Consider the following 20807-nt stretch of genomic DNA (forward strand, 5'->3'; position numbering starts at 1 on the left):
CGCACCCGCCGCGTCGACCGACGCAGCCGGCGGCCCATCTGACCTGAGTCCCATCAGTGGACGACGACAAGGGGAACTCGATGAAGTCTCGTGCCGGCCGGATGGCGCTCGCGGTCGTCATGCTCACAGCCGTGGCCGCCTGCACCAGCGATCCCTCGACGGAGGAGGACCCGGCCCCGACGGTGACGCCTCAGCCCACCAAGGAGACCGAGGCCACCGATCTGTCCGAGCACGAGTCCGGGCCCGAGAACCCCATCGCGTACGGGCTCTTCGTGCCCCAGGGCGCGGCGCAGCTCGGCCCGCTGTTCCGCTACCGCAGCCCGCGGCTGATCTCGGCCTACCGTCCCGAGCTCGACGCCGCGCAGGCGCAGAAGGACGCCGAGGCTGCCGAGCGCATCGCCGAGGACGAGGCCAAGGGCACCCCCTCCCCCACGCCGACCCCGACCCCCACGACCCGGCCGAGCCCTGACTCGTTCAAGCTCCTTGAGGAGCCGCCGCGTCCCGACACGACGATCTCGTTGATGCGCATCGACGGCGACCCCGACGTGGTCGTGCGGCGGATGCTCGCCCAGATGTCGGCCGCGGTCCCCGACGCGGACGTCCAGCTGGACGACCTGTCGGCGTACTGCACGTCCAAGGACCGCCGGATCACGGGCTGCCGGGCCGTCGTGCGCGGCCTCACGGAGGGCAACCGTGACATCAAGGTGACGATGGGCGTCGATCCGGGCCGGCTGTCAACCCGCACGGCACCTCCGGCAGCGCTGACCCACCCCGTCATGCAGGTGACGGTCGAGTACGTCGGCGATCCGCGCGCGGGCCAGCTGGCGAGCGACACCGGATCCCTCAAGGACATCCCCGAGGTCAGTGCGGACGGCGACAAGTCCGGCCTGATCTGGCCCAAGATGGACGAGGACGCACCGTTGACCACCAAGCTCGTCCACGGCTGGACCGTCCCCTCGGACGCGACCCTCCTGCTGAGCAGCTTCACCCCGGAGTTCGCTGCGGTGACGACGCCGCGCGCCACGAATGCCGACCGGATCGCCGAGCAGTACGTGCTGAGCCACAGCCCCGACGGCAGGCTCACCAAGGACGTCACCGAGGACCTCAACTCCGTCAGCACGATGTACGCGGTGCGCACCAAGAACGGATCGATCGCCCGCGCTGTCTACATCTTGTCGGCCCGCGGCAACTACACCGCGCTGTTCTACACGCCGCGCGAGAAGTGATCTGCGCGCGCCAGCGCGTGCTCGACCATCGACAGGACCGGCTGCACGACTGAGCCGACCTGGTCGATCGGGATCCAGGTCGCGATGTCGGTCGTGCCGCCCACCTCGACGACGTGCGGCTCGACCGAGGTGTCCACCTCGACCGCGTAGAGCAGGTGAACGCCGTGGTAGTCCTCGTACTGGTCACCTCTCCCCAGCGCCACGACGTGCGTGTCGTGGACGTCGACGAGGTGTGAGGACAGCGCGACCAAGCCGGTCTCCTCGTACAGCTCGCGCACGACCGCGTCGTGCGGTGACTCGCCGTGGTCGACTCCCCCGCCGGGCAGCGTCCACGCCCCGGCGGGATAGCCGCGCGCCGAGATGCGGGTGAGCAGGATGCGGTCGTCGTGGAGCACCACTGCGTACGCGCCCAGCCGCTGCGTGCGGGACGGGTCTGGCACGGGTCCTCCCCAGGTCGTCTTGGTCACAGGCTATTAGAGTCGTCAGGGATGAGTGCCCTCGACCCGTTGCCCGTGGCGACCGCTCCGCCCAAGGAGCGCGTGGCCTACCTGGACAATGCCCGCTACTGGGTCATGCTGCTCGTGGTCATCGGCCACTCGCTCACCGAGTACGTCGTGATGGACTCCGCGAAGGCGCTCTACACGTGGATCTACCTGTTCCACATGCCCTTCTTCATCCTCATCTCGGGCTACACCGCGCGGCACTACATCGGCGACTTCCGCCAGATCCGTCGCATCGTCAGCACGCTCATCGTCCCGTACCTGCTGGTCGAGACGAGCCTGCAGCTCATCACCCGGCACTACGACAACGAGCCCAAGACGCTCATGATCTTGTCCCCGCAGTGGCTCGGCTGGTTCCTCGCCGCGCTCTTCCTGTGGCGCATCACCACGCCGATCTGGCGGGCCCTGAAGTATCCGATCACGACCTCCATCGTCATCTCGTTGCTCGCCGGCCTGATCGAGATCCCCAACGTCCTGGCGCTTCCCAAGGTCCTGGCGCTGCTGCCGTTCTGGGTCATCGGCCTGCACATGAACCGCGAGCTGTTCCTGCGCCTCGGCGACTGGCGCATCCGGATCGTCTCGGCCATCACCCTCGCGCTGGCATTCGTGTTCTGCGAGCTCTACTCGGCCGACTGGACGACGCAGTGGCTGCTCTGGAAGGACCGCTACGACGAGCCCCCGCTCGACGCGACCGCGTGGGAGGGCATGATGACCCGCGGCGAGCTGCTGCTGGTCGGCGCGGTGCTGACCTTCGCGACCCTCTCGCTCATCCCGCGCTCCCGGTCGTTCACGACCGTGCTCGGTGGGCGCACGTTCTACTGCTACCTCCTGCACGGCTACATCATCATCCTGCTCGACCGTGAGCTCGACCTCTGGAGCACCTTCGAGGAGTACGGCGCCACGGCGGTCGCGGTGTTCGCCCTGGCAGCGATCGTGGTGGCGAATCTGCTCATGACCAAGCCGGTCGCGACCGTCTTCCGCCCGCTGTTCGAACCCAAGCTCACGTGGCTGTTCCGGGAGGCCGAGCCGCCCTCGGTGCGCGTGCCGGCCGACACGGTCGCTCCCGACCAGGCCCCGGTCCGCGCGCCGTGACCCGGCGGCTGCCCCAGCTCGCCGCCACCGCCGTTGCCACCCTCCTGCTGGGGTCGTGCGGCACGGGTCCGACCGCGGGGTCCGGGACGTCCGGCGACCGGCCGCTGCTGGTCGACGAGACGTGCGCCGACCTGGTCGTCGTGGGGGCTCGGGGCTCGACCCAGGACCCCGATCGCAATCTCGGCGTCGGCACCGAGGTCCGGGTGACGGTCGAGGAGCTCGCGAAGCTCCTGCACCGGCGCTCCGACACCACGGTCCGGGTCGATCCGATCCGTTACGACTCGTCGCAGACCGCGACGCTGGCGGCGTACCAGCGCCAAGTGGCCGAGGGATCGCAGCTGATGACCCGCCGGCTGGAGAAGCTCGAGCGAAGGTGTCCGGACAGTCGGTTCGCTCTCGTCGGCTTCAGCGAGGGCGCCCAGGTCGTCCATGCGACTGCGGCCGACATGCCCGCTGCCGTGGCGGAACGGGTGAGTCTGGTCGCGATGATGGCGGACCCGCGCCAGAACCCGACCGATGCGATCACCCGCTACGGATACGCCTCCGAGCCGGTCACCGGCAGCGGCAGGCTCGGGTCCGGGTCGCCGATCGACCCGGACCTGCGCCGAGCAGCGATCTCCCTGTGCGTCGAGGGCGACGAGATCTGCAACGACGAAGGAGCACCCGGCGGCCCGCCGTCGGCGACGCACCGGACGTTCTATGAGAAGTCGTCCACCGCGAAGGTGACCGCGAAGCAGCTCGACCGCGTGCTGCGACGCAACGGCGTCTGACCCGCGCACGCACGACGAAGCCCCCGGCCGATGGCCGGGGGCTTCGTGGCAGGTGCGTGCCTACTTGGAGTCGTACGACGTGAAGTCGAAGTCGTCCAGCTTGACCGAATCGGCGTCAGCCGAGCCGAAGCCGTAGTCGTAGTCGCCGTAGCCGGTGACGGCGTAGGCGGCCTGACGGGCCTCCTCGGTGGGCTCGACCCGGATGTTGCGGTAGCGGTCGAGACCGGTACCCGCCGGGATGAGCTTGCCGATGATGATGTTCTCCTTCAGGCCACGCAGCGAGTCCGACTTGCCGTGGATCGCTGCGTCGGTCAGGACGCGGGTCGTCTCCTGGAAGGAGGCGGCCGACAGCCACGACTCGACGGCCAGCGAGGCCTTCGTGATGCCCATGAGGACCGGACGGCCCGAGGCGGGGGTGCCGCCCTCGGCGACGACGCGGCGGTTCTCCTCCTCGAAGTGCGCACGATCGACCAGGTCGCCGGGGATGAGCTGGGCGTCGCCCTGCTCGATGACGGTGACCCGACGCAGCATCTGGCGCACGATGATCTCGATGTGCTTGTCGTGGATCGCCACACCCTGCGACCGGTAGACCTCCTGCACCTGGTCGACCAGGTGCTCCTGCGCGCGGCGGACACCCAGGATGCGCAGGACTTCCTGCGGATCGGGCGTGCCGTGCGTCAGCATCTGTCCGACCTCCACGTGGTCGCCGTCCTGGATCAGGAGGCGCGCACGCTTCGTGACGGGGTACTCGAGCACGTCCGAGCCGTCATCCGGCGTCACGACGAGCTTGCGGGTCTTGTCCGAGTCGTCGATGACGACGCGGCCGGCCGACTCCGTGATGGGAGCCTTGCCCTTGGGCTGGCGAGCCTCGAAGAGCTCGACGACGCGGGGCAGACCGTGCGTGATGTCGTCACCGGCCACACCGCCGGTGTGGAACGTACGCATGGTCAGCTGCGTGCCGGGCTCACCGATCGACTGGGCCGCGATGGTGCCGACGGCCTCGCCGATGTCGACGAGCTTGCCGGTCGCCAGCGAGCGACCGTAGCACTTGGCGCACGTGCCGGCCTTCGCCTCGCACGTCAGGACCGTACGGACCTTGATCTCCTCGACACCGGCCGCGATGAGCTCCGCGATCTCGACGTCTCCGAGCTCGCCGCCGGCGGCCACGAGGACCTTGCCATCGGCATCGGTGACATCGGTCGCCGCGGTGCGCGAGTAGGCAGCCGTCTCGACGTTCTCGGCGGCGACCAGACGGCCGTCGTCGAGCTTGGTCGCGATGGTCTGCTTGAGACCACGCTCGGTGCCGCAGTCCTCCTCGCGGATGATGACGTCCTGGCTGACGTCGACGAGGCGACGGGTCAGGTAGCCCGAGTCGGCGGTACGAAGCGCCGTGTCGGCCAGTCCCTTACGAGCACCGTGGGTCGCGATGAAGTACTCGACGACCGACAGGCCCTCACGGAAGTTGGCCTTGATCGGACGAGGAATGATCTCGCCCTTCGGGTTGGCCACGAGGCCACGCATACCGGCGATCTGACGAACCTGCATCATGTTGCCGCGCGCGCCCGAGTGGACCATCATCCAGATCGGGTTGTCCTCGTCGAAGCCCTTCTCCATCTCCGCCGAGACCTCGGCGGTCGCCTGGGTCCAGATCTCGATGAGCTCCTGACGACGCTCGTCCTCGGTGATCAGACCACGGTCGAACTGGGTCTGGACCTTGGCGGCCTGCGTCTCGTACGTCGCGAGGATCTCCTGCTTGCGCGGAGGCGTCACGACGTCCTCGATCGACACGGTCACGCCGGAGCGGGTGCCCCAGTGGAAGCCGGTGTCCTTGAGGTTGTCCAGGGCGTTGGCCACGTCGACCTTGGAGTAGCGCTCGGCGAGATCGTTGACGATCACACCCAGCTCCTTCTTGCCGACCTGGATGTTGACGTACGGGTAGTCGTCCGGCAGCGCCTGGTTGAAGATCGCGCGACCGAGCGTCGTGTCGATGATCGTGCCGTCGATGCGGATCTTGACGTGGCTCTGCAGCGAGATCTCGTGGCGCTCGAACGCCATGAGTGCCTCGGAGACCGAGCTGAACGCGCGACCCTCACCGATGTGCCCCGAACGCTCGAGCGTCAGGAAGTACAGGCCGATGATCATGTCCTGGGTGGGCATGGTCACGGGACGACCGTCGGACGGCTTGAGGATGTTGTTGGTCGACAGCATCAGGACGCGGGCCTCGGCCTGCGCCTCCGCGCTCAGCGGCAGGTGCACAGCCATCTGGTCACCGTCGAAGTCGGCGTTGAACGCCGAGCAGACGAGCGGGTGGATCTGGATGGCCTTGCCCTCGATGAGCTGCGGCTCGAACGCCTGGATGCCCAGACGGTGCAGCGTGGGCGCGCGGTTGAGCAGCACGGGGTGCTCGGTGATGACCTCTTCGAGGACGTCCCACACGACCGGACGAGCGCGCTCGACCATGCGCTTGGCGCTCTTGATGTTCTGCGCGTGGTTGAGATCGACCAGACGCTTCATCACGAACGGCTTGAACAGCTCGAGAGCCATCTGCTTGGGCAGACCGCACTGGTGGAGCTTGAGCTGCGGGCCGACCACGATGACCGAACGGCCCGAGTAGTCCACGCGCTTGCCGAGCAGGTTCTGACGGAAGCGACCCTGCTTGCCCTTGAGCATGTCGGAGATCGACTTCAGCGGACGGTTGCCCGGTCCGGTGACGGGGCGACCACGGCGACCGTTGTCGAACAGCGAGTCCACGGCCTCCTGCAGCATGCGCTTCTCGTTGTTGACGATGATCTCCGGAGCACCCAGGTCGAGCAGACGCTTGAGCCGGTTGTTGCGGTTGATCACGCGGCGGTAGAGATCGTTCAGGTCGCTGGTCGCGAAGCGGCCACCGTCCAGCTGCACCATCGGACGCAGCTCCGGCGGGATCACCGGGACGGCGTCGAGGACCATGCCGGCCGGCGCGTTGTTGCTGCCGAGGAACGCCGAGACGACCTTGAGGCGCTTGAGCGCGCGGGTCTTCTTCTGTCCCTTGCCGGTCGCGATGATCTCGCGCAGCGACTCGGCCTCGGCCTCGAGGTCGAAGTCCTGCAGGCGCTTCTGGATCGCCATGGCGCCCATGTAGCCCTCGAAGTACTTGCCGAAGCGGTACGTCATCTCGCGGTAGAGCAGCTCATCGCCCTCGAGGTCCTGGACCTTGAGGCTCTTGAAGCGGCTCCACACCTCGTCGAGGCGGTCGATCTCGCGCTGGGCGCGGTCACGACGCTGCTTGGCCTCACGCTCGGCCGAGTCCTTGACCTTGCGCTTGGCGTCGGCCTTGGCACCCTCGGCCTCGAGGGCCGCGAGGTCCTCCTCGAGCTTCTGCATGCGCTCGTTGACCTCGTTGTCACGACGGCTCTCGAGCTGCTTGCGCTCGAGGTCGATCTTGGCCTCGAGGCTCGACAGGTCCTGGTGACGCGCGTCCTCGTCGACCTTGGTGATCATGTACGCCGCGAAGTAGATGACCTTCTCGAGGTCCTTCGGGGCGAGGTCGAGCAGGTAGCCGAGCCGGCTCGGGACACCCTTGAAGTACCAGATGTGCGTGACCGGGGCGGCGAGCTCGATGTGGCCCATGCGCTCACGGCGCACCTTGGAGCGGGTCACCTCGACGCCGCAGCGCTCGCAGATGATGCCCTTGAAGCGCACGCGCTTGTACTTGCCGCAGTAGCACTCCCAGTCCCGGGTGGGACCGAAGATCTTCTCGCAGAAGAGTCCGTCACGCTCGGGCTTGAGCGTGCGGTAGTTGATCGTCTCGGGCTTCTTGACCTCGCCGAACGACCATCCGCGGATGTCGTCGGCGGTCGCGAGACCGATCCGGATTTGATCGAAGAAGTTCACGTCAAGCACGTTGTCTTCTTTCCCTTACTTTCTTGAAATCATGGATGAGGGGATCTGAGCTGCCGCCGCGCGGCAGGGGCTCAGACCTCCTCGACCGAGGAGGGCTCGCGGCGGGACAGATCGATGCCGAGCTCTTCGGCGGCACGGAAGAGATCCTCTTCCGCATCGCGCATCTCGACAGCAGTTCCGTCGCTCGAGAGCACCTCGACGTTGAGACACAGCGACTGCATCTCCTTGACGAGAACCTTGAAGGACTCCGGGATGCCCGGCTCCGGGACGTTCTCGCCCTTGACGATGGCTTCGTAGACCTTGACGCGTCCGAGGATGTCGTCGGACTTGATGGTCAGGAGCTCCTGCAGCGCGTACGCCGCTCCGTAGGCCTCGAGGGCCCACACCTCCATCTCACCGAAACGCTGTCCACCGAACTGCGCCTTACCACCCAGCGGCTGCTGCGTGATCATCGAGTACGGACCCGTGGAACGTGCGTGGATCTTGTCGTCGACGAGGTGGTGCAGCTTCAGCAGGTACATGTAGCCGACCGAGACCGGGTCGGGGAAGGGCTCGCCGGTGCGACCGTCGAACAGCTTCGCCTTGCCGTCGCGCTTGACCATGCGCTCGCCGTCGCGGTTGGGCAGGGTCGAGGCCAGGAGTCCCTGGATCTCGTCCTCGCGGGCACCGTCGAAGACGGGGGTCGCGACGTTGCTGTCCTTCGGCGCACGATCGGCACCGATGGCACGCAGACGGTCGGCCCACTCGTCCTTCATGTCCGAGATGTCCCAGCCGGTCTTGGCGACCCAGCCGAGGTGCGTCTCGAGCACCTGTCCGACGTTCATGCGTCCGGGGACACCGAGCGGGTTGAGCACGATGTCGACGGGCGTGCCGTCCTCGAGGAAGGGCATGTCCTCGACCGGGTTGATCTTGGAGATGACGCCCTTGTTGCCGTGACGGCCGGCGAGCTTGTCACCGTTGGAGATCTTGCGCTTCTGGGCCACGTAGACGCGGACCAGCTGGTTGACGCCCGGGGAGAGCTCGTCGCCCTCCGCGGAGTCGAACACCCGCACACCGATGACGGTTCCGGACTCACCGTGCGGCACCTTCAGCGACGTGTCGCGCACCTCGCGCGCCTTCTCGCCGAAGATCGCACGGAGCAGGCGCTCCTCGGGGGTCAGCTCGGTCTCGCCCTTGGGCGTGACCTTGCCGACGAGCACGTCACCGTTGCCGACCTCGGCACCGATGCGGATGATGCCGCGCTCGTCGAGATCGGCCAGCATCTCCTCGGAGACGTTGGGGATGTCCCGCGTGATCTCCTCGGGGCCCAGCTTGGTGTCGCGGGCGTCCACCTCGTGCTCCTCGATGTGGATCGAGGTGAGGAGGTCGTCCTGGACGACACGCTGGCTGAGGATGATCGCGTCCTCGTAGTTGTGACCCTGCCAGGGCATGAAGGCGACGAGCAGGTTGGTGCCCAGCGCCATCTCGCCCTCGTCGGTGCAGGGACCGTCGGCCAGCGGCGTGCCGACCTCGACACGCTGACCGTGCTTGACCAGCGGGCGCTGGTTGGTGCACGTGCCCTGGTTCGAGCGACGGAACTTGGCCAGACGGTAGGTGAAGTACGAGCCGTCGTCCTGCATGATCTCGATCGCGTCCGCAGAGACCTCGTTGACGACACCGGCGACCTTGGCCACCGTGACGTCACCGGCGTCGACCGCGGCACGGAACTCCATGCCGGTGCCGACGAGCGGGGCGTCGTTGCGGATCAGCGGGACGGCCTGACGCTGCATGTTCGCACCCATGAGGGCGCGGTTCGCATCGTCGTGCTCGAGGAACGGGATCAGAGCCGTCGCGACCGACACCATCTGGCGGGGCGAGACGTCCATGTAGTCCACGTCGGCGGCGGGGCGCAGCTCGGCCTCGCCACCCTTCTGGCGGACCAGCACCATGTCATCGACGAACGTGCCGTCCTCGGTGAGGGGCGAGTTCGCCTGGGCGATGATGAATCGGTCCTCATCGGTCGCCGTGAGGTACTCCACGTCGTCCGTCGCGCGGCCGTCGATGACCTTGCGGTAAGGCGTCTCGACGAAGCCGAACGAGTTGATCCGACCGTAGGACGCGAGCGAGCCGATCAGGCCGATGTTCGGGCCCTCGGGGGTCTCGATCGGGCACATGCGGCCGTAGTGCGACGGGTGGACGTCACGGACCTCGTAGCCGGCGCGCTCACGTGACAGACCACCCGGTCCGAGGGCCGACAGACGACGCTTGTGCGTCAGGCCCGCGAGCGGGTTGTTCTGGTCCATGAACTGCGAGAGCTGCGAGGTTCCGAAGAACTCCTTCAGCGCCGCGACGACCGGGCGGATGTTGATCAGGGTCTGCGGCGTGATGGCCTCGACGTCCTGGGTCGTCATGCGCTCGCGGACGACACGCTCCATGCGGGCCAGGCCCGTGCGGAGCTGGTTCTGGATCAGCTCGCCGACCGTGCGCATGCGACGGTTGCCGAAGTGGTCGATGTCGTCGGCCTCGACGATGGTCGTGCCGGCCGCGGTGGCCAGCTCGGTCTCACCGGCGTGCAGGGCGACGATGTACTTGATCGTCGAGACGATGTCGTCGATCGTCAGCGTCTGCTGGTCGAAGGCTTCCTCGACGCCGAGCTTCTTGTTGATCTTGTAGCGACCGACCTTGGCCGTGTCGTAGCGCTTGGCGTTGAAGTAGTAGTTGTCCAGCAACGTCTGCGCGGCCTCGCGGCTCGGCGGTTCGCCCGGACGCAGCTTGCGGTAGATGTCCAGCAGCGCGTCGTCCTGGCCGGTGGTGTTGTCCTTCTCCAGCGTCAGGCGGATCGACTCGTACTGGCCGAACTCCTCGAGGATCTGCGCCTCGGACCAGCCGAGCGCCTTGAGCAGCACGGTGACGCTCTGCTTGCGCTTGCGGTCCAGACGCACGCCGACCATGTCGCGCTTGTCGATCTCGAACTCGAGCCAAGCGCCACGCGAGGGGATGACCTTCGCGGTGTAGATGTCCTTGTCGGACGTCTTGTCGGGCGTGCGCTCGAAGTAGACGCCCGGCGAACGGACCAGCTGGGAGACGACGACACGCTCGGTGCCGTTGATGATGAAGGTGCCCTTGTCCGTCATGAGCGGGAAGTCACCCATGAAGACGGTCTGGCTCTTGATCTCGCCGGTCTCGTTGTTCATGAACTCGGCGGTGACGAACAGCGGCGCGGCGTACGTGACGTCGCGGTCCTTGCAGTCGTCGACGGAGTACTTCGGCGGCTCGAACCGGTGATCCCGGAACGACAGGCTCATCGTCTCGGAGAAGTCCTCGATCGGGGAGATCTCCTCAAAGATCTCCTCCAGGCCGGACTTCGTGGAAATATCGGTCCTGCCGGCGGCGAGAGCAGCGTCAACTGACTCGCGCCACTTCTCATCGCCGATCAGCCAGGCGAAGGCGTCGGTCTGCAGAGCAAGAAGCTCAGGAACCTCGAGAGGTTCGGAGATTTTGGCGAAGGAGATGCGGCGGGGCTGAACAGATGCAGTGTTGCGCGAGGCGGCCAAGAGGGGTCCTTCCAAGGGCTCGCAGGCGGGTGGCTCGGAGATGTTCCGCGCGCACGCCAAACGACCCCGGTCAAGGGGCGCCTTTCCATCACGGTCAGGAGATGGGCAGGGCAAGGCGAGCGCGAAAGTTCAGTGTAACGCGCAAGCCACGCCGAGGCAAGGCCGGGCCTTGACAATCGGCTCCCGGTCAGGGAGGCTATTTGCCTTTTTCGTCAGTCTGGGGATTTTCCCCCGGCAATGACGGCGAATTTGACAACGTGACGATGTCGCCCACCAGCCATCCGTCGGATCCCTTGACCATCGAGACCTTGATGCGGTTGGGGAACACGGTCGTCTCGTCCGATCCGCCGACGAGACGGACCATGTCGACGAAGATCAGCACGTCGGCCTTGGTGGTCGAGCACTCCTCGCCGCAGTCGATCGGGGCCGCACTGCGCGTGACAGCCTTGACCTGCACCTTGTTCTGCGGCGCGATCTCGTCGAGGACCGGACCGATCTCGCCGAACTTCTTGGCGAACGTCGGAGTCATGAGCGCCTGGCTGTCACTGACGTACTGGTCGAGCTGGTCGAACCGGTAGGAGAAGATCGACTCCGCCGCGGTGGCGGCCGCCGAGGTCGCCTCGCCCTGGGCCTTCTCGACGCCGCTGCCGTCGTCCCGGAAGTCCGAGAACCCGCGGACCGCGAGCAGCACGCCGAGCACCAGCACCGCGGCGGTGGCCAGCACCGCGGGCACCAGCCAGCGCAGATCGGCGCGGCTCGGGCCCGACCGTTCACGCCCGTCGGCGGTCGCGGACGCGGGCTGGGAGGCGGGCACAGTCTTCTTGACAGGTGCCGCCTTCTTGGCCGGCGCCGCCTTCTTGGCCGGCGCCGACGTGGTGGCGACTGCGGTCTTCTTCGGCGGTGCCGACTTCTTCAGCGGCGCCTTCTTGGCGGACGTCCGCCGGGGCGCGGGCTGCTTCGGGGTCAGTGCCGCCGGGGCGCTCTCGCCCGCGATCCGCCGGCGCCGCACGGGACCTGTCGGCTCGCTCATCGGCCCCCGCTCCCCGGGGTCGGCGCCGCGTCAGGAGCGGCACCCGCCTGCGACTCGACGGTGCCGACGCTCTCGAACCGCGACACGAGCCACTCTCCCTTGGTCTTGCTGAACGCGATCTTCCAGCGGAACTCGCGCGGCGCGGTCACGGCCGCCTTGTCGCTGGAGATCGCGGCGTCGAACGCGACGATGACGTCGGCGGAGTCGTCGTCGATGCTCTCCACGCCGATGCCGATGATCTTGGCGTCACCGCTCTTGAGCGTGACCTTGTTGTTCTCGAGCACCTGCTCGGTGGCCTTCGAGTTCTCGAGGAACTCGCGGTAGTAGGCCGGGGTCAGCAGGGTCTTGATGCGCGCCCGGTAGTCCTCGGGCTCGTCGAAGTCGAAGGTGTTCATCGCGACGGCGAAGTCGCTCGCCCGTGACGTGACCTTCTCGCGGTCGCCGGACTCGTCGCTGCCGAAGCTCGGCAGGACGACACCCACGACGGCCAGCAGCACGCCCAAGGAGGCGAGTGCTGCCAGGACGCGGATCGTTCGACGGCGGCCGGACCACGCGGTCACTGGGCCGGATCGAGCAGAAGCCACTTCCACGAGTCCTTTCCGTCTGCCGCCAGCGCCGACCCGGCTGCGGCGGACCGCTTCAGCACCGTCTTGGACGCCTGCCGCGCGATCTTGTTGTCCTTGACCTTACAGTCCACGTCGGTGTCGAACTGCGCATCGCTGATCGTCGCCTCGGGGCGCCGCTCGCGGTAGCCCGAACCCCCGCCCTGCTGGGCGAACGTGCAGGTGGCCGTGGTGTCGGTCAGCACGAGACCGAAGGCTGCATTCCACTCCCCCGTCTCCTTGCCGTTCTCGCGGGCCGGCTTGAGGGCCGTGAACGTCCCCTCCAGGAGGTACGGATAGAGGACGAACACCGCCTGCACCCCGCTCACGTTCTCCTTGAGCGGCTTGCCGGCCGTCACGAGGTCACGCACCGCGCTGCTCAGGTCGGTCGAGTTCTCGTCGACGACCTTGCGCAGGGTCTTGGCGCTCGCGCTGCCCTCGTCGAGCAGGCGGCGCAGGTCCGGGTCGGCCTCGACGAGGGTGTCCGACAGCAGGGCGAGATTGCTCGAGAACGTCGCGAGCTCGCCGCGCTTGTCGATCTGCGTCTGCAGGACCGTGTCGGAGTCACGGATGAGCTTGCGGGTCACGTCGAAGTTGTCGTCGGCGGTCCGGATGAACTCCGAGGACGTGTCGAGGATCGTCGCGAGGTCGTCGCCGGTGCCCTCGAACGCCTGACCCAGCTCGTCGACGACCGTGCGCAGGCTGTCGGTGTTGACCGAGGTGACGAGGTCGTTGACATCGACCAGCAGGGTCGTGGTGTCGATCGGGATGCGGGTGTCGCGCTCGGGGATGCTGCTGCCCTTGGCGAGGTAGGGGCCCTTGTTGGTGCGGGGCTGCAGATCGACGTACTGCTCGCCGATCGCGGACTTGTTGGCGACGACCGCCATCACGTCCCGCGGGATGCTCGGCGCACTGTTCTCGATGTCGAGCGTCGCCTGGACCCCGCCCTTGTTGAACTGGAGCCGGTCGACCTCGCCGACCGTGATGCCGCGGTAGGTCACCTGCGCCCCCGCGAAGATGCCTCCGGAGTCGGCGAACTGCACCGTGACGGGGAAGCTGCGATCGACCACCATCCGGTCGAGCTGGGCATAGCGCCCGCCGACGAACGCCCCGCCGATCACCGTCACGATCGCGAAGATGACGAGCTGGATCTTGGTCAGCCTGGTGATCATGGGGCCACCGCCGTCTGCAGGAGGAGTCGCTCGACGTCGGAGGACGCGGTGTCGGCCACCGGCGCCCGGCACGATCCGAACAGCCCGCACAGCAGGCCCTTGGACGTCGGCTTGGTGGGCTTGGGGGTGGCGGGAGCAGGTGTGGACGGGCTGCCGGAGCCCTTGCCCGAACCGCCCGAGCCCGTGCCGGGACCCGTGTCCGAGTCCTTGTCGGCGGAGCCGGAGCCCTTGCCGCCGGTGAGCAGGCCCGACAGCAGGTCGGCCAGGTCCCCCGTGCCCAGCGGATCCTCCGAAGCCGGGGTGTCGCCCGGCTCCGTGGCGTCCGCGGGAGCCTTCGGTGCGTCCGTCAGCTCGCCGAGATCGAGCCCCAGCAGGTTGGTGAGCTGATCGGCGTTGAGATCCAGGCTCAGCGAGAGGTTGGCGAAGTCACCGAAGCACGCCCCCTCCTTGACCGTCGGCGAGTCCTGGCAGCGCCCGGTCGCCGCGGCGACCGAGTTGCCGACGAAGCCGTCGGTGAACGGATAGGTCAGCAGTGCACGGGTGCCCGAGGCGAGATCGTCGCCCGCCTTCGCGAGGTTCTCCAGCGTGGGAGCGAGCGCCTTCAGATCGGCCACGGTGTCGTCCTTCGAGCGCGCGATGACGTCTGTCGCGACGTTGCTCAGCTTGTCGAGCGACTGCAGCAGGCCGACCAGGTCGTCACGCTGCTGGTTGACGACCTTGAGCGCGGCGGGCAGCTCGTCGAGCGCGCCCGTGATCGCTGACCTCTGCTTCTGGGTCGCCTTCGCGAGGCGGTCGACCTTCTCCAGGGAGGTCAGCAGCGCCTCCTTGTTCTCGTCGAGCTGCGTGATGAACGACGACGTGGACGAGATGAGCTCGCGCACCTCGGGCTCATTGCCCCCGAGCGCGTTGTTGAGCTCCTTGATGATCGTGTTGGTCTTCTCCAGGCCTCCGCCGTTGAAGAGCAGGGACGCGGCGCCCAGCACCTCCTCGATCTCCGGATTGCGGCCGGCCCGGTCAAGGGGGATCGTGTCGCCGTTGCCGAGCGAGCCGAAACCGCCGGTGGGCGGGGGCGCGAGCGAGACGAACTTCTCGCCGAGCAGGCTGGTCTGGCGGATCGTGGCGACCGCGTTGTCGGGGAGCTTGGCGTCGCGGTTGACCTTGACCGTCACGACCGCGGTCCACCCCTGCAAGGTGACGTCGGTGACCTTGCCGACCGCGATGTCGTCGACCCGCACCGCGCTCTGGGGCACCAGGTCCAGGACGTCGCGGAACTGGATCTTGACCGTGTAGGGCTCGCTGCCCAGATCGGCACCGCCGGGCAGGGGCAGCTTGTAGGGGGAGAAGCCGCAGCCGCTGAGCAGCAGCGCCGAGACCGCCGCGAGGATCGGCAGGCGCAGGTGACGTCGGCGGCTCATCGCTTGCCTCCCAGGACGCCGGCGAGGGAGTCGTAGACCGGATCGTCGAAGGTCGCGGCCGGCGCCGGTGCGACGCTCGTCCGGGGCAGGGTCGTGTCCGGCTTCAACCTGTCCAGGACGTCGGTCAGCCCCGTGCACAGACCCTTGTCGTCGATGGTCTCCCCCAGCAGGTTGCACACCAGGCTCGCGGGGTTGTCGAGGGCGCTGAAGACGATCTCGGGGAGGTCGGCGCGGGTGTCGAGCGTGCCGGAGGTGCCGTTGTAGGCGAGGGCCACGTTGCTCAGCGCGGTCGGGGCGTTCACCGTGATCTCCTCGAGGTCGTCCTTGTGCTTGGCGAGCAGCTTGGCGAGGGAGGCGATGTTGTCGACGTTGCCCCGCAGCGCCGAGCGGTTCTCCTTGACCAGGGAGTTGACGTCGACCAAGGCCTTGCTCAGCGCCTCGAGCGTCGCGGCGAGATCGTCGCGTTCACCGGCCAGGACCTCCGAGACGCGGGCGGTGCTGTCGTTGAACGAGCGGACCGCGGAGTCGTTGGTCTTCAGCAGGCTGACGAACTCCTCGACCTCGCGCAGGCTGCCGAACAGCTCGTCCTTGTTGTTGGACAGGGTCGAGCTGAGCTTGCCGAAGTTCCTGATCGTCTCGTTGACCTGCGCACCCTGGCCCTCGAACTGCTCGGCCGTGCTGTCCAGCAGCGTGCTGAGCGAGCCCTCCTTGTTGGCGCCCTTGGGGCCGAGCGCGACCGAGAGGTCGTCGAGCGACTTGTAGATCGCATCGAGCTCGATCGGCACTGCAGTGCGGTCCACCGGCAGGAAGGCCTTGTCGCGCAGCGCCGCCCCGCCCGTGTAGGCGGGCGTGAGCTGGACGAAGCGGTCGCCCACGATGGACGGCGACACGACGACGGCCTTGACGTCGGCGGGCAGCTTCTGCTTGCCGTCGTACGCGATCTTGACGCGCACGACGTCCCCTCGCGGGGTCAGGCTCTCGACCTCGCCGACAGGGACACCGAGGATCTTGACGTCGGATCCCTTGTAGAGGGAGTTGGTCTGCTGGAAGTCCACGGTCAGGTAGCGCTTGCCGTCGCCCTTGTTGAGGAAGAGCAGCAGCGCAGCGACCAGCAGCAGCACGACCGCGCCGACCAGCAGCCTGGAGAGTCCCGCGAGACGTTGGGCGATCATCGCTTCTGCCTCCTCAGCACCTCGGAGAGCTGTTCACCCAGGCCGGCGGCCGAGGTCAGGCCGCCCAGGTAGGTGTCGAACCACGGCCCGGTGCCGAGCGCGTTGGCGAACACCCGGGTGAAGGCCGGGTAGACCCGCAGCGCCTCGTCCAGGCTCGCCTCGTTCTTGCGCAGCATCGTGGTCACGACGTCGAGCTGCTCCAGCGCGGGTCGCAGATCCGCCCGGGTGTCCTTGACCAGTCCACGCAGCTGCGTCGAGATCGACTGCGTCGAGACGAGGAGGCGGTGGATCGAGTCGCGTCGTTCGCTGATCGCCGTGAAGAGGGTGTCGGAGTCCTCGAACAGCGTCACGAGCTCCTCGTTCCGCGAGTTGAGGACTCCGGAGACCTTCTTGAGGTTGATCAGCAGCGTGTTGATCTGGTCGTCCCGGGCGGCCAGGTTGCGGGACAGGTCCGACACGCCCCGGATCGCGCCGCGGAACTCCTCGGGCGTCTGGGTCGAGATCTCCGAGAGGGTGTCCAGCGCCTTGGACAGCTCGGTCACGTCGAGGGCGTCGGTCGTCCGGCTGAGGTCCGAGAACGCCTCCACGACGTCGTACGGCGGGGTCGTCCGGGCGATCGGGATCGTCGAGCCCTTCTCGAGCTGGCCCTCCCCGTCGGGGGTGAGGGCGAGGAACTCGGCCCCCAGCAACGTACGGACCCGGATGTCCGCGCCGGTGTCCCGGCCGAACTCGGTGCCCTTGTCGATCGTGAACGTCACGCGCACCTTGGCTCCGTCGAGCTCGATCGAGCGGACCTTGCCCACCGAGACGCCGGCCACCCGGACCTCGTCGCCACCCTTGAGACCGCCGATCTCGGCGAACTCCGCGTGGTACGTGTCACCGCCGCCGATGATCGGCAGCCGGTCGGCGCGGAAGGCGCCCAGCATCATGAGGGCGAGCAGGGCGATGCCGATGACGCCGATGATCACGGGATTGCGCTCGCGGAAAGGCTTCACTTGTCATACCCCGGCTGGTTGCAGCGCGATCCGCCGACCTTGAGTCCCTGGGAACCCGTCAGGTCGAGGGGCGTCTCGGGCAGCACGGTCACTCCCCCGAGCTTGACCTCGGGGATCGTGATGCTGCCGTTGATCTCGCACAGGTAGAAGTTGAACTCGCTGCCGGTCGAGGCCGCCGTGCCGATCTTGCTGAGCTTGATCGGCAGGATCTGGATCGACCGCGACACGGTCGTGAGGTTCTTCTTGGACGACAGGTTGCCGGTCAACGCCCGCAGCTGCTTGATGTCCTCGGTGAGCGCCGGTCGGCCCTGCACGAGCAGGTCGGAGGTCTCGTCGGTCAGGTCAGAGATCGAGTCGACCGAGTCGAGGATCGCGTTGCGGTCGTCCTTCAGACCGGTCACGAACTGCTGCAAGGTGTCGATCGTCTCGGTCAGCTGCTCGTCGCGGCTGCCGATCGTGTCCAGGACGTCGCTCAGGTTGACGATCACGTCACCGATCAGCTTGTCCCGGTCGGCGAGCGTGCCGGTCAGCGACGAGGTGCGCGCGAGCAGGTTCTCGACGTTGCCGCTCTCGCCCTGCAGCGTCTGGACGATCTCGTACGCGAACTTGTTGGTGTCCGCGGGCGACAAGGCCTGGAACACCGGCTTGAAGCCGTTGAGCAGGACGTTGAGGTCCAACGCCTCCTTCGTGCGCTCCATCGGGATCGTGCTGCCCGCCTTGAGGATCGTCTTGGCACCTTCGGGCCCCTGGGTCAGGGCGATGTAGCGCTGCCCCACGAGGTTGCGGAACTTGATGGTCGCGTTCGTGTTGCCCGTCAGGGGCACGTCGGAGTCGACGCCGAACGTCACGAGGGCCTTGTCCCGCTCGACGATCTCGACCTTCTTGACCACGCCGACCGCGACTCCTGCGATGCGGACGTCGTCACCCTTCGCCATGCCCGTCACGTCGGCGAAGACCGCCTTGTACTCCTTGCGGTCCCCGAACGATCCGTTGCTCAGCGTCAGGGCCAGGATCAGCGTCGAGATGCCGGTGAAGGCGAAGAAGAAGCCGAGCTTGACGGCCGCCCCCATGGACTCCTTGTCGATCTGCTTCACTTCGGGCTCACCTTCGTCCCGCGGAGCAGGGGGCCCACCAGCAGCGAGCCGATGTCGGGCACCTCGGAGGCCTTCGTGCCGGTCATCGAGCCGATCAGCACGTCCAGCTGCGCCCGCTCCCCCGCCGAGTCGGTCGCGCCGATGCTGGGCTGCACGAGGTTCTGCAGGTCGAGGCTGGACGCCGCGGGGCGGTTCTTGGCGAAGTCACCGTCCGCACCCGTGGAGCCGAACTTGGAGTGGGCCCGCTTGACGCCCACGAGCCGGTAGACGTCCGCCGGGATCTTGAACGGGTTCTTCTGCGAGGACAACGCCTCCTGCTGAGCGCGTCCCTTGTTGATCTCGTTGAGGTCGATGCACGAGGGGGAGGCGGCGTTGCGGCCGTTGATGCCGCGGGCGCTGGTCGCGCCGGGCTCCTTGCGGGCTGCGTCGAAGACCTCCTTGGAGGCCGCCAGGTTCTCGTTGTCCGGGTCGTCCGGATCGGCGTTGTTGTACGCGTACGCATTGGGCTGCTTGATCAGCTCGACGTCGATGTGCAGCATGCCGTCGCGGTAGGCACTGTCCAGACGCGGGATCAAGGTGTCCATCGACTTCAGGAAGCAGGGGAACGTCACGGAGTAGTCGGCGACGACCTCCAGCACAGGACGGCTGTCGCCCGCGAGCTCGACGAGGTCCTCGCCGCTCTCGGTCGTGAACGCGGTCAGGGTGTCGGACAAGTCGGTGCCCTCGTCGAAGAACGCCGCGAGCTGGGCCTTCTTGGCCACGACCGTGTTGCCCGTGACCACGGTGTTGCGCAGCAGGCGGCCGATGTCGGGCATCGCGTCGGCGTAGCCGTCGGCAACCGTCCCGAGCTTGGTCACGTCGGTGATGAGCTGCGGCACCTCGGGATCGATCTTTCGCAGATAGCTGTTGAGCGTCACCAGCGTCTCGCCGAGCTGGGTGCCGCGACCCTCGAGGGCCGACGACACCGCACTCAGCGTGTAGGACAGATTGGCCGGGTCGACCGCCTCGAGCAACGGGTAGAGGTCGTTGAGCAGCGTCTCGACCTCGATCGGCACGTCGGCCTTGGTGATCGTGTCGCCGGCCTGCAGCGACGGGCCGCCGGTCCCGGCGCCCGCCGGCGGGATCAGGGCGACGTACTTCTCACCGAACAGCGTCTTGGGGACGAGCTGCGCGGTGACGTCCTTGGGCACGTCCTTGATCAGCTTCGGGTTCATGCCGAGCTCGAGCTCGACGCCGTCGCCGTCGGTCCTGACGCTGCGCACCTCGCCGACGATCATGCCGCGCAGCTTGATGTCCGCGTTCTGCGGCAGGTTGACGCCCGCCGTGTCGGCCTTGAGGGTCACGGTGTCGTAGTCGACGAACGCCTTGGTGAAGAACGCGTACGTGATCCACAGGAAGAACAGCACGATCGCGAGGAAGGCCGTGCCCAGCACCTTCAGGGAGGTGGGCCGCTCGAGGACGGGAGTGCGTGCCATGCCTCAGCCCGCCAGTCTCACGGTGACGTTCGTGCCCCAGATCGCCATGGAGGCGAGCAGGTCGACGACGTTGACCGCGACGATCGAGGTACGGATGGCCAGGCCCACGGCCACGCCGACGCCTGCGGGACCGCCGGTCGCGTAGTAGCCGTAGTAGCAGTGGATGAGGATCACGACGACTGCGAAGATCAGGACCTTCACGAACGACCAGAGCACGTCTTGCGGTGGCAAGAAGGTGTTGAAGTAGTGGTCGTACGTGCCCGGACTCTGCCCGTTGATCCACGTCACCGTCAGTCGTGTCGCGAAGTAGGACGCCAGCAGGCCCACGATGTACAGCGGCACGACCGCGATGAGTCCCGCGATGACGCGGGTCGTCACGAGGAACGGCAGCGACGGGATCGCCATCGTCTCGAGGGCATCGACCTCCTCGCTGATGCGCATCGCGCCGAGCTGGGCAGTGAAGCCGCAGCCGACCGTCGCGGCCAGCGCGATGCCCGCGACGATCGGCGCGATCTCGCGGGTGTTGAAGTAGGCGGAGATGAAGCCGGTCAGGGCTGCGGTGCCCAGCTGGTCGAGCGCCGCATAGCCCTGGATGCCGACCGACGTGCCCGTGAAGAAGCACATCGCCGCGATGACGCCGACCGTGCCGCCGATGACCGCGAGCGAGCCCGAGCCCAGCGTGACCTCGGCCAGGAGCCGGACGATCTCCTTGCGGTAGTTGGCGATCGTGCGCGGGATCGAGCGGAACACGCGCAGGTAGAAGAGCATCTGGCGGCCGAGGCTGTCCAGGAAGTCGCCCAGCTTGCCGGGCACGCTCGTGATCGTCGACAGAGCCGTCTTGTCGGACAT

The 20807-nt window shown here is 67.4% G+C and carries 15 protein-coding genes; 3 read left to right on the plus strand and 12 right to left on the minus strand.

The annotated features are described in order from the left end of the window. Nucleotides 1-80 precede the first annotated feature (80 nt). Nucleotides 81-1226 carry a hypothetical protein gene (locus GEV26_RS15070; RefSeq protein ID WP_153654367.1) on the plus strand — a complete coding sequence of 382 codons (1146 nt, stop codon included), beginning with the start codon at nucleotides 81-83 and terminating at the stop codon, nucleotides 1224-1226. Here the strand turns inward: GEV26_RS15070 and GEV26_RS15075 are convergent. After that, nucleotides 1205-1693 carry an NUDIX hydrolase gene (locus GEV26_RS15075; RefSeq protein WP_153654369.1) on the minus strand — a complete coding sequence of 163 codons (489 nt, stop codon included), beginning with the start codon at nucleotides 1691-1693 and terminating at the stop codon, nucleotides 1205-1207. The two genes, GEV26_RS15070 and GEV26_RS15075, sit on opposite strands and share 22 nt — an antisense overlap. 21 nt (nucleotides 1694-1714) lie before the next feature. On the opposite strand from GEV26_RS15075, the gene GEV26_RS15080 reads away from it, so the two are divergent. Then, nucleotides 1715-2818 carry an acyltransferase family protein gene (locus tag GEV26_RS15080; protein ID WP_153654371.1) on the plus strand — a complete coding sequence of 368 codons (1104 nt, stop codon included), beginning with the start codon at nucleotides 1715-1717 and terminating at the stop codon, nucleotides 2816-2818. After that, nucleotides 2815-3588 carry a cutinase family protein gene (locus tag GEV26_RS15085; protein WP_153654373.1) on the plus strand — a complete coding sequence of 258 codons (774 nt, stop codon included), beginning with the start codon at nucleotides 2815-2817 and terminating at the stop codon, nucleotides 3586-3588. The genes GEV26_RS15080 and GEV26_RS15085 overlap by 4 nt, the downstream gene beginning before the upstream one ends. 60 nt (nucleotides 3589-3648) lie before the next feature. Here the strand turns inward: GEV26_RS15085 and GEV26_RS15090 are convergent, their stop codons facing one another. From GEV26_RS15090 to GEV26_RS15140, 11 genes are all read right to left on the minus strand, one after another. Then, nucleotides 3649-7470, minus strand: coding sequence for a DNA-directed RNA polymerase subunit beta' (locus tag GEV26_RS15090; protein ID WP_153654375.1), 3822 nt, complete (start codon nucleotides 7468-7470; stop codon nucleotides 3649-3651). Nucleotides 7471-7541: 71 nt separating this feature from the next. Continuing rightward, nucleotides 7542-11003 (minus strand): DNA-directed RNA polymerase subunit beta, encoded by a 3462-nt coding sequence (gene rpoB, locus GEV26_RS15095; RefSeq protein ID WP_153654376.1) that lies wholly within the window; start codon nucleotides 11001-11003, stop codon nucleotides 7542-7544. Between the two features lie 196 nt (nucleotides 11004-11199). Then, on the minus strand, nucleotides 11200-12033 hold the full coding sequence (locus GEV26_RS15100; RefSeq protein ID WP_153654378.1) for a hypothetical protein: 834 nt from the start codon (nucleotides 12031-12033) through the stop codon (nucleotides 11200-11202). Then, on the minus strand, nucleotides 12030-12593 hold the full coding sequence (locus GEV26_RS15105) for a hypothetical protein (RefSeq protein WP_153654380.1): 564 nt from the start codon (nucleotides 12591-12593) through the stop codon (nucleotides 12030-12032). Before GEV26_RS15105 ends, GEV26_RS15100 begins: the two co-directional genes overlap by 4 nt. Further along, nucleotides 12590-13807, minus strand: a complete 1218-nt coding sequence (locus tag GEV26_RS15110) for an MCE family protein (protein WP_153654382.1) — start codon at nucleotides 13805-13807, stop codon at nucleotides 12590-12592. The genes GEV26_RS15105 and GEV26_RS15110 overlap by 4 nt, the downstream gene beginning before the upstream one ends. Next, a complete protein-coding gene (locus tag GEV26_RS15115; protein ID WP_153654384.1) occupies nucleotides 13804-15222 on the minus strand; it encodes an MCE family protein in 1419 nt (472 codons plus the stop codon). The genes GEV26_RS15110 and GEV26_RS15115 overlap by 4 nt, the downstream gene beginning before the upstream one ends. Continuing rightward, nucleotides 15219-16394: an MCE family protein gene (locus tag GEV26_RS15120; RefSeq protein WP_153654386.1), complete on the minus strand. Its 1176-nt coding sequence runs from the start codon at nucleotides 16392-16394 to the stop codon at nucleotides 15219-15221. The genes GEV26_RS15115 and GEV26_RS15120 overlap by 4 nt, the downstream gene beginning before the upstream one ends. Continuing rightward, a complete protein-coding gene (locus GEV26_RS15125) occupies nucleotides 16391-17389 on the minus strand; it encodes an MCE family protein (RefSeq protein ID WP_153654387.1) in 999 nt (332 codons plus the stop codon). Before GEV26_RS15125 ends, GEV26_RS15120 begins: the two co-directional genes overlap by 4 nt. Further along, the gene (locus tag GEV26_RS15130; protein ID WP_243838777.1) at nucleotides 17386-18483 is read right to left on the minus strand and encodes an MCE family protein; all 1098 of its coding nucleotides are present in this window, start codon (nucleotides 18481-18483) and stop codon (nucleotides 17386-17388) included. Before GEV26_RS15130 ends, GEV26_RS15125 begins: the two co-directional genes overlap by 4 nt. Continuing rightward, on the minus strand, nucleotides 18480-19958 hold the full coding sequence (locus GEV26_RS15135) for an MCE family protein (protein WP_153654389.1): 1479 nt from the start codon (nucleotides 19956-19958) through the stop codon (nucleotides 18480-18482). Before GEV26_RS15135 ends, GEV26_RS15130 begins: the two co-directional genes overlap by 4 nt. A 3-nt stretch (nucleotides 19959-19961) precedes the next feature. Beyond that, the gene (locus GEV26_RS15140) at nucleotides 19962-20807 is read right to left on the minus strand and encodes an MlaE family ABC transporter permease (RefSeq protein ID WP_153654391.1); all 846 of its coding nucleotides are present in this window, start codon (nucleotides 20805-20807) and stop codon (nucleotides 19962-19964) included.

Source organism: Aeromicrobium yanjiei (assembly GCF_009649075.1).
Lineage (GTDB): Bacteria > Actinomycetota > Actinomycetes > Propionibacteriales > Nocardioidaceae > Aeromicrobium > Aeromicrobium yanjiei.